The following is a 7,575-nucleotide window of genomic DNA, read 5'->3' as shown; positions in this document are numbered from 1 at the left end:
ATTCTTGAGAATATTTAGCCATTAAAAAGCACCCTTTAAATTAGACTGAGAGTGTCCAACTTTCGGGGTGCAGATTATGATGTTGGGCTTTTTTAATTATTTAGGCTCGCGTTTAATCTGTTCTTGTTGGGCGTATTTATCCACATCGGCTAAGGTTTTGGAGACCGATGGAATAGGACGATCCACAAAGCCCATTTTAGGCACAGGGATTTCAATGTGATTATCCACAAAGCCATTACGAATGCGCTCATGCAATTCATCTTTGACTTTTAAGAAATTTTCACGCTGACACCACACCGCAAATAAAATTTCAATGGAAGATTCACCAAAAGAGGTCACCGTGACCGCAGGTTTGGGGTCAGCCAATACCAATGGATATTTTTGTGCTACATCTAACAACACACGGCGCACTTTAATAATATCTTCATCAAAATTAATGGCTAAGGTAATCGGAATACGCCGAATAGGGAATTTAGATAGGTTTTGTACCGGTGCCCGAATCAATTGTTCATTGGGCAGGCGCACATAAACATTGTCTTGAGTGAGCAGTTTGACCGACAATAAATCAATCGAGATCACTTCACCTTCAATGGTATGACCGCGAATCAATGTGATTTGAATAGTATCACCGACTTCAAAGGAGCCTTCACCAATTAAAAACATACCGCTAATCAGGTTACTGGCCGACGTTTGAGAGGCAAAACCTAACGCGACGGTTAATATCCCTGCCGCACCTAAAAATACACTGAGTTTAAAGCCTGCTTCTTTTAAGCCTGCAATCATAAACAGCATAAAAATGGCGTAGAAAATACCGCGTCGCCAGACTAAGTTTTGATGGGCATTAAATTTAGCCCCAACAGTACGAATAAAGGTATTGGACACCACACGGGCAATAAAAAAGCCCATGATAATAATAATCACTGCAATCACAATTTCAATGACGCGATCAGTTTTCCAGCCCTCAAAGGTCCCTGCAAGGCTGCTCCATACCCCATCTAGAATTTTTGAATCTGCCATAGCAATCCTTAGAAGAACGAGTCAAACATATTAAACAGCACACTGCCGGATTCACGCGGTGGTTGCAAATAAGTCACTTCACCAGCTTGTACAGGAGTACGATTTTCAATCCGAATCCGTGGTGGACGATCTAAACCTTCATGATTGACGCGAATCTGTGAAGTCCACAGCCGACCAGTGGTTTCACTAAAAAACAGCGGTAGCGCCGTGACGGGCACATTCATACGATCAAAGCGTAATTGTTGATTACTGGTGTTATGAAACTCAATAGGGGTGATGGCACGAAAAGCACGCGGTTTAAGCTGACTGAGTTCGGTACGTCCATCGACAGAAGTTGAATAACAAATCTCGCCTAAACGTGGATTAGGACCAAACCATGTATCTTTGGGTAAAATGACTGGAATATCAAACAAGGGTTCGCGCTGACCTTCTACAAAACCTGCGATCCAAAGCGGGGTACTGATATACAGAGTACCACGTTGACTGGCCGGAATATAAATCGGGTCGACTGGTTTAATCACTACAGAACGATTGGCCAAACGTGGCATGAGCTGCACTTTGTCATGCGTGGTTTTAAACATATAGCGTTCAATATGCACCGGTTGTGGAAAAGCAAAAGCAGGATCATCAATCGGATGCCACTGTTGCTCATAGTCATATTGTACTTGTGGACGATGATATTCTAAACGCCATTCTTGCAAGCCACGACTTAAGCGCAGCAACAGTGAACCAAATTGCCAAGCACGCGCTTGACCGATTTCAAAATGATATTCGCCCCACCATTGGCTAATCGGGCTGAAGGAACTTGAGTGCATTAATATCCTAGTCCGCAAAAAACTGACTTCACGCTGTCATCTGCTTAGAGTACACTCAAAATAATTTTTTTCATCATGATAATTTGTGATGCAGCCATTAAAACAGCTACAAATTCCTTACAGTTTTGCTAAACGCCATGCCATTTTAATTCGTTATGCAGGCGACCAACCAATTATTGTACGCCGTGAGCAGACACCGATGTTGGCGATTCAAGAAGCGCGCCGCTTACTCGGTGTGCCTGCGCAATATGAGTTATATAACGAACAAGAATTCAATCAACTGTTAAGTCGCAGTTTTTCAGGCGATAGTGGTGAGTCACAACAAGTGGCAGCCGGTCTTGAAGATCATCCCGATTTATTGTCTTTAGCTGATTCTGTGCCTGAAGCTGAAGATTTAATGGATCAAGAAGATGATGCACCGATTGTGCGTTTAATTAATGCCTTGTTATCAGAAGCGATTCGCGTGGGCGCTTCTGATATTCATATTGAAGCCTTTGAGAAAAAATTATCGGTACGTTTACGTGTAGATGGGCAGTTACGTGAGATTGTACAGCCACGCCGTGAATTAGCGCCGCTGTTGGTGTCACGGATTAAAGTCATGGCGCGCCTTGATATTGCAGAAAAGCGCATTCCGCAAGATGGTCGTATTTCGCTACGCTTAGCCGGACGTGAAGTCGATGTGCGTGTATCTACTTTACCATCGAGTCATGGTGAACGGGTGGTGATGCGTTTATTGGATAAACAAGCGGGTCGTTTAAACATGAGCCATTTAGGCTTGATGGATGAAGAATACCAACGTCTTAAAACTTTGGTGCATCGTCCGCATGGCATTATCTTAGTCACAGGTCCAACTGGTTCAGGTAAAACAACCACCTTATATGCCGCCTTGGCCGATTTAAATGATGGCTCGCGCAATATTTTAACCGCAGAAGACCCAATCGAGTATCAACTTGAAGGTATTGGGCAAACCCAAGTCAATACCAAAGTGGATATGACCTTTGCTCGGGCGCTAAAAGCCATGCTGCGCCAAGACCCAGACGTAGTCATGGTGGGTGAGATTCGTGATTTAGAAACCGCAGAGATTGCGGTACAAGCCTCACTTACCGGTCACTTGGTGCTCTCGACTTTACATACCAATACTGCCATTGGCGCAGTAACCCGTTTAAAAGATATGGGTATTGAGCCATTTTTATTGTCAAGTTCACTGATTGGCGTGATTGCACAACGTTTAGTACGCACTTTGTGTCAGCACTGTGTGGTGTGGAAAGCTGCCGATGAATTTGAGCAGCAAATTTTTACTCAACTTAACACGCAAGCAGTAACTAAGTTGCCACATCCTCAAGGCTGTGAGCATTGCGGGCATACTGGTTTTCAAGGACGTACCGCAATTTATGAAATCGTGCCTGTGGATGATCACATGCGCCGTTTAATTCACGGCAATGCCGCGGAATTTGAACTTGAAAATTATGCCCGTCAAGCCGCAGGTTCGATTCGCCAAGATGGATTAAATAAAGTCCTGCAAGGTAAGACGACTTTAGAAGAAGTCTTACGTGTCACCAATGCAGCCAGTGAGTAATTACCACAATTGAACAATTTTTTGCATTAATTGTGCCCGATAGGGCGCGGTTGGGTTGCCGGGATTACGCAGTGTTTCATTGTCGTAAAAGGCTTGCCAAGCTTGAGCCATTTCAAGGGTTACGCCTTGGTTTTTAAGTCCTTCAACATCTGCGCGGCCAATGCTCTCAAAACGTCGCTTGGCATCATGCGGTCCTGTGCCCCAACCAATAATCCCTTGTCCAAATGCAGGCAAAGTCATATTGTTGGGTGTGGCTGGAATCGGCATACGTTGATAAGCAGGATTAACTAACGATTGCATAACAGGGCGAACTTGTTCAGAGATTTTTAGTTCTGCTTGGGCGATGCTTGATAGGGTAAATAAACTGATGGCTAAAATTAAAGGTTTGAACATATTAGCTGCATTGTTATGAAGATCAGCTTTTATAATAAGAAAAGTAGGCACAAAAAACAGCACTTGTAGGAAAATCCCATCAAGTACTGTTAGATAATGGTCATCTTTAATAATTCACTAAAACGCGATGTTGCATTAATGGCATAGATTGACGGATTTGAGCCTGTTCAGCCAAATCAAACGGTATTGTAATTAAGCCTGCACCTTCATGCGTGATTAAATCAAGCACATGACCGCGCGAATGTGTGGCTGCGGTATGTCCCCAAGTTTGGCGCTTTTGACCATGCCATCCTTGTTGTGCCGAACCTAATACCTGACATTGTGTATCCATCGCACGTGCTTGTAGTAACAACTGCCAGTGCATTTCACCTGTGGTATAGGTAAATGCCGCAGGTGCCGTCAAAATGTTAGCACCGCGTTGACGCAAGCTCAAAGCCAGCTCTGGAAAACGTAAGTCATAACACACCATTAAGCCAATATGACCAAATGGTGTTTTTGCAACAAAGAGATCTGTACCGGGTTCAAAGTATTTCGATTCTTGATAGCCGCCCACTGCATCATTCACTTGCACATCAAACAAATGAATTTTGTCATAACGTGCTTCGGTGCGCTCAGGGCTAATACATAAACTTACCGTGCGCACGCGACCATCTTCAATGATTGAACCATCTGGACGATAAGGGCAAGGCAGTGTACCTGCCACAATCCATAATTGATAACGGTGTGCCAGTTGCTCTAAACGCGCTTGAATGGCTTCAAACTGTTCTGCTGTTTGGCGTTGTTTGCCCCCTGCAAAACAGACAAAGTTTTCAGGAAAGACAATCAAAGCGGCACCAGCAGCCTGACTTTGTTGCATCAGTTGTTCAATCACAAGAAAATTGGCTTCAATATCATCTTGTGAATTCATTTGTGCAACAGACAGTAAAGTCATGGCTACTCCATTATTCTAAACATTTTGATTGGATTGTTCTAAATTCTGTTGTTCTTTTTCAAGCTGTTTGACCAATGGCTCAAACATATTTTGATTATTTTCATTCAGCTGCATTAGGGTTTTATGCGCTTCAAGCACGGTGCGTAACATACTGGCGTGGTTAATATGATCATCCACTAAGGCTTGAGTGCAGACGTCCGACTCACCACAATAATTTAAAATTACAAACACCTGACCTAAGCCCATGCTATTGGCCAAAGTGGTAATGTCAGGATTGGTCGACAGCATAATGGCTTGTAGGTGATGAATTTGCTTGAGTTTCAGCCCAAGCTTAGCAAGTACACCAAGCACAGTACTATCAATAAAGGTGGTCTGTGTAAGATCAACAATCGCACCAACAACATCTTCATGTTGTTCTAATTTATTGAGCAGTTTATCGAGACTGATGCAAGAATGGGCACGCACTTCGCCAATAAGCTTAAAAATATGCGTTCCGTTCAAACTTGCGTATTCAACATGACCTGTTGACATATAAATGCCATTTGCAGAAGAAGGATAGAAAATTATCCCATAGCCTGTATAGATAACTCAAGCCTCGATCAAGCTGATATTGATTAAAATGATGCTAAATTTTTGATAAATAAGCTATTTCATTCTTCTTAGACTTAAGATGGCAATGTCATCGGCAACGTGTTCGGGTGCTTGAAAGGATTGATTTTGCAAATGAAATACCAATTGCTCGAACTGTTCGTTTAAGCCACCGCTATAGGGTTCAAGTGCACCGTCTGAGCAAATAATAAACCGTGCATCACGATTTAGACGGCATTCAAACTCTTCAACCTCTAAATCTTCAGTTAAACCCAAAGGAAAACTGCTGGTATTCAGGACTTTTGGAGGCTGATCTTTTTCAAAAATAATTGCAGGGGGATAGTGTCCTGCGCTTGACCAACGAATTTCATGCGTTTCAATATTTAAAATACCAGCCAACATGGTGATATGTTTTTCAATATTTTCTTGTACCAACATGCCATTGAGTTTTTTAAGCAACTCACGTGGCGTTTTAGAGCGACCATGAAATGCCGCCATCCACGAGGTGAGCAAAGAGCTTGTTACACCATGTCCTGAGACATCGGCCAAATAAAACATAATTTCTTTATCGCTAATTTTCCAATAATCGTACCAATCACCAGATAAATAAGCCGAAGGTTTAAATAAAGTTTCAACCTGATAATGAGGTAGCTCAATTGGATTGGGCAATAAACGACGTTGTAATTGTGCAGCCGAGGGTAAGTCACGGCTGTCTTGATTGCGTTTGTATTTGGCGTCAATACGGGCCAGTGCCACTTCAGGCTCAGCAGGCAAACGATTCCAAATCCAACCGGCAAGTGCGCCTTGTTCCCATGCTTGAGATAGAGCACTACCTTCTTGATCAAAACCCAATACAATGGTGGGTAAATTCCATTGATGGGTTAAATAATCTTGCACATCGGCAATGGCAATGATGGTTGGATCATACAGTTGAATATCTTCTATAGTAATCATTTGTACGTTAGGTAACGTATCTAAGACCTGATCTAAATAAGCGATATCGCGAGTCGGTTGAATGAAGTACATAAAGACAGTGTATGATCCTTAAAATCAAATAAACAATAAGTCGTCTACTATAGCAATCAATTACCAGAAAAAAATCAATTGCCATGCAGTGAACAACGTATTTTACAAAATACTGAGCACTTTTATTGATCTGAGTCTAGGTTTTCTTGATCGAGATCGATTGAATCATCAAAGTCATCATCAATAAAAAGCATGCTGTCATCGTTTAAACCACGTTTTTGCGCGATTTCAAAGCTCTTACGTTGTAGGTAAATATCACGCATTGCAGCATATTTATCACCTTGTAAAACGCTTTCTAAATCAAGTAAGCCGGCACGCGCATCAACCCCACGCCATGCCATTTCAGTCCAATATAAACCTTCATTGTCATCAAGTATATATTTTTGCGGACGCGCTTGTGTATCGACTAAACTGCCTAGCCCATCACGAATGGTACTTGGACCAAGTAAAGGCATGACAAAATAAGGACCCGATGGCACACCATAAAAACCCAAAGTTGTACCTAAGCTTTCATCTTCGCTGTCTAAACCTAAACGCTGTGCAGGATCGGCAAAACCTAAGGTTGTTAAAGTATTAATGGTAAAACGTCCGAGGCTCTTGGCTGCGCGCAAAGGTTTGCCTTGAGCCAATTGATTGACTGCATTCCAAGGTTCATCTAAATTTTTGCGTGCTTGAGTCAGTGAACCACGAACTTGTTCAGGAATTTTTTCACTATATGTCACTGCAACAGGACGTAGCACAGTGCGATCTAAAGCATCATTAAATGCATAGATTTGACGATTTAAAGGCTGTAGAGGGTCTTTGATTTCTTCACTTTGTGCAGCATTCGCATCGACTTTAAATTGCTCAGCACGCAATTTTTTTAATTGTTGTAGCGTTTCAAAACGTGAGGTGTCCTCAGCAGTTTTATTCTCTGTGGCCAAAGCTGATGAAGTTGCTAGAGCACAAACAAGGCTCACCCAAAGACAAGAATAACGCATATAAAATCCTAAACATTTAAGACGTAATGACAATACAGAAGATTATTCACACTGTGTATAGATCGTATTAAAGCAAATTTGAGTCAAAAAAGCAGAAAATGAATAAAAAATATGCATTCAGGCTTAATTTTAGCAAAAATACGCAACAAGCACTTGTTTAACTGAAAAAACCATCTATAATCGCCCTCCATCAGCAGCGCTTGATTAAATTACTTTAAGATAGTGCTTGACTCTTATGAGATTAAGAGT

At 42.1% G+C, this 7,575-nt stretch carries 8 protein-coding genes; 1 reads left to right on the top strand and 7 read right to left on the bottom strand.

What is annotated here, in order from left to right:
* Nucleotides 1–96 precede the first annotated feature (96 nt).
* Both Q0Z55_RS12285 and Q0Z55_RS12280 read right to left on the bottom strand, forming a co-directional pair.
* Complete coding sequence (locus Q0Z55_RS12285) at nucleotides 97–1,017, bottom strand: mechanosensitive ion channel family protein (protein ID WP_297429179.1); 921 nt, start codon at nucleotides 1,015–1,017, stop codon at nucleotides 97–99.
* An 8-nt stretch (nucleotides 1,018–1,025) separates the two neighbouring features.
* On the bottom strand, nucleotides 1,026–1,832 hold the full coding sequence (locus Q0Z55_RS12280; protein ID WP_297429176.1) for a hypothetical protein: 807 nt from the start codon (nucleotides 1,830–1,832) through the stop codon (nucleotides 1,026–1,028).
* Nucleotides 1,833–1,920: 88 nt separating this feature from the next.
* On the opposite strand from Q0Z55_RS12280, the gene gspE reads away from it, so the two are divergent.
* On the top strand, nucleotides 1,921–3,408 hold the full coding sequence (gene gspE, locus Q0Z55_RS12275) for a type II secretion system ATPase GspE (RefSeq protein WP_297429173.1): 1,488 nt from the start codon (nucleotides 1,921–1,923) through the stop codon (nucleotides 3,406–3,408).
* Here gspE and Q0Z55_RS12270 read toward each other — a convergent pair whose 3' ends face one another.
* The 5 genes from Q0Z55_RS12270 to Q0Z55_RS12250 form a co-directional block, all read right to left on the bottom strand.
* Nucleotides 3,409–3,801, bottom strand: coding sequence for a DUF4951 domain-containing protein (locus tag Q0Z55_RS12270; protein WP_297429168.1), 393 nt, complete (start codon nucleotides 3,799–3,801; stop codon nucleotides 3,409–3,411).
* A 106-nt stretch (nucleotides 3,802–3,907) separates the two neighbouring features.
* Complete coding sequence (locus Q0Z55_RS12265; RefSeq protein ID WP_297429165.1) at nucleotides 3,908–4,732, bottom strand: carbon-nitrogen hydrolase family protein; 825 nt, start codon at nucleotides 4,730–4,732, stop codon at nucleotides 3,908–3,910.
* 15 nt (nucleotides 4,733–4,747) lie between these two features.
* The gene (gene gigB / locus Q0Z55_RS12260; RefSeq protein WP_297429163.1) at nucleotides 4,748–5,263 is read right to left on the bottom strand and encodes an anti-anti-sigma factor GigB; all 516 of its coding nucleotides are present in this window, start codon (nucleotides 5,261–5,263) and stop codon (nucleotides 4,748–4,750) included.
* Nucleotides 5,264–5,377: 114 nt separating this feature from the next.
* The gene (gene gigA / locus Q0Z55_RS12255) at nucleotides 5,378–6,346 is read right to left on the bottom strand and encodes an RsbU family protein phosphatase GigA (protein WP_297429160.1); all 969 of its coding nucleotides are present in this window, start codon (nucleotides 6,344–6,346) and stop codon (nucleotides 5,378–5,380) included.
* Between the two features lie 122 nt (nucleotides 6,347–6,468).
* Entirely contained in the window at nucleotides 6,469–7,326 is an 858-nt protein-coding gene (locus tag Q0Z55_RS12250; protein ID WP_297429157.1) for a VacJ family lipoprotein, read from the bottom strand.
* Nucleotides 7,327–7,575: the final 249 nt, after the last annotated feature.

The organism is uncultured Acinetobacter sp. (assembly GCF_947626835.1).
Taxonomy (GTDB): Bacteria; Pseudomonadota; Gammaproteobacteria; order Pseudomonadales; family Moraxellaceae; genus Acinetobacter.
Note: the sequence above shows the minus strand (reverse complement) of the source record. Positions and strands in the feature narration are given on the sequence as shown.

Coding starts and splice junctions, on each gene's coding strand:
- Q0Z55_RS12285 (WP_297429179.1), bottom strand. CDS start 1,017: ATGGCAGATTCAAAAATTCTAGATGGGGTATGGAGCAGCCTTGCAGGG.
- Q0Z55_RS12280 (WP_297429176.1), bottom strand. CDS start 1,832: ATGCACTCAAGTTCCTTCAGCCCGATTAGCCAATGGTGGGGCGAATAT.
- gspE (WP_297429173.1), top strand. CDS start 1,921: ATGCAGCCATTAAAACAGCTACAAATTCCTTACAGTTTTGCTAAACGC.
- Q0Z55_RS12270 (WP_297429168.1), bottom strand. CDS start 3,801: ATGTTCAAACCTTTAATTTTAGCCATCAGTTTATTTACCCTATCAAGC.
- Q0Z55_RS12265 (WP_297429165.1), bottom strand. CDS start 4,732: ATGACTTTACTGTCTGTTGCACAAATGAATTCACAAGATGATATTGAA.
- gigB (WP_297429163.1), bottom strand. CDS start 5,263: ATGTCAACAGGTCATGTTGAATACGCAAGTTTGAACGGAACGCATATT.
- gigA (WP_297429160.1), bottom strand. CDS start 6,346: ATGTACTTCATTCAACCGACTCGCGATATCGCTTATTTAGATCAGGTC.
- Q0Z55_RS12250 (WP_297429157.1), bottom strand. CDS start 7,326: ATGCGTTATTCTTGTCTTTGGGTGAGCCTTGTTTGTGCTCTAGCAACT.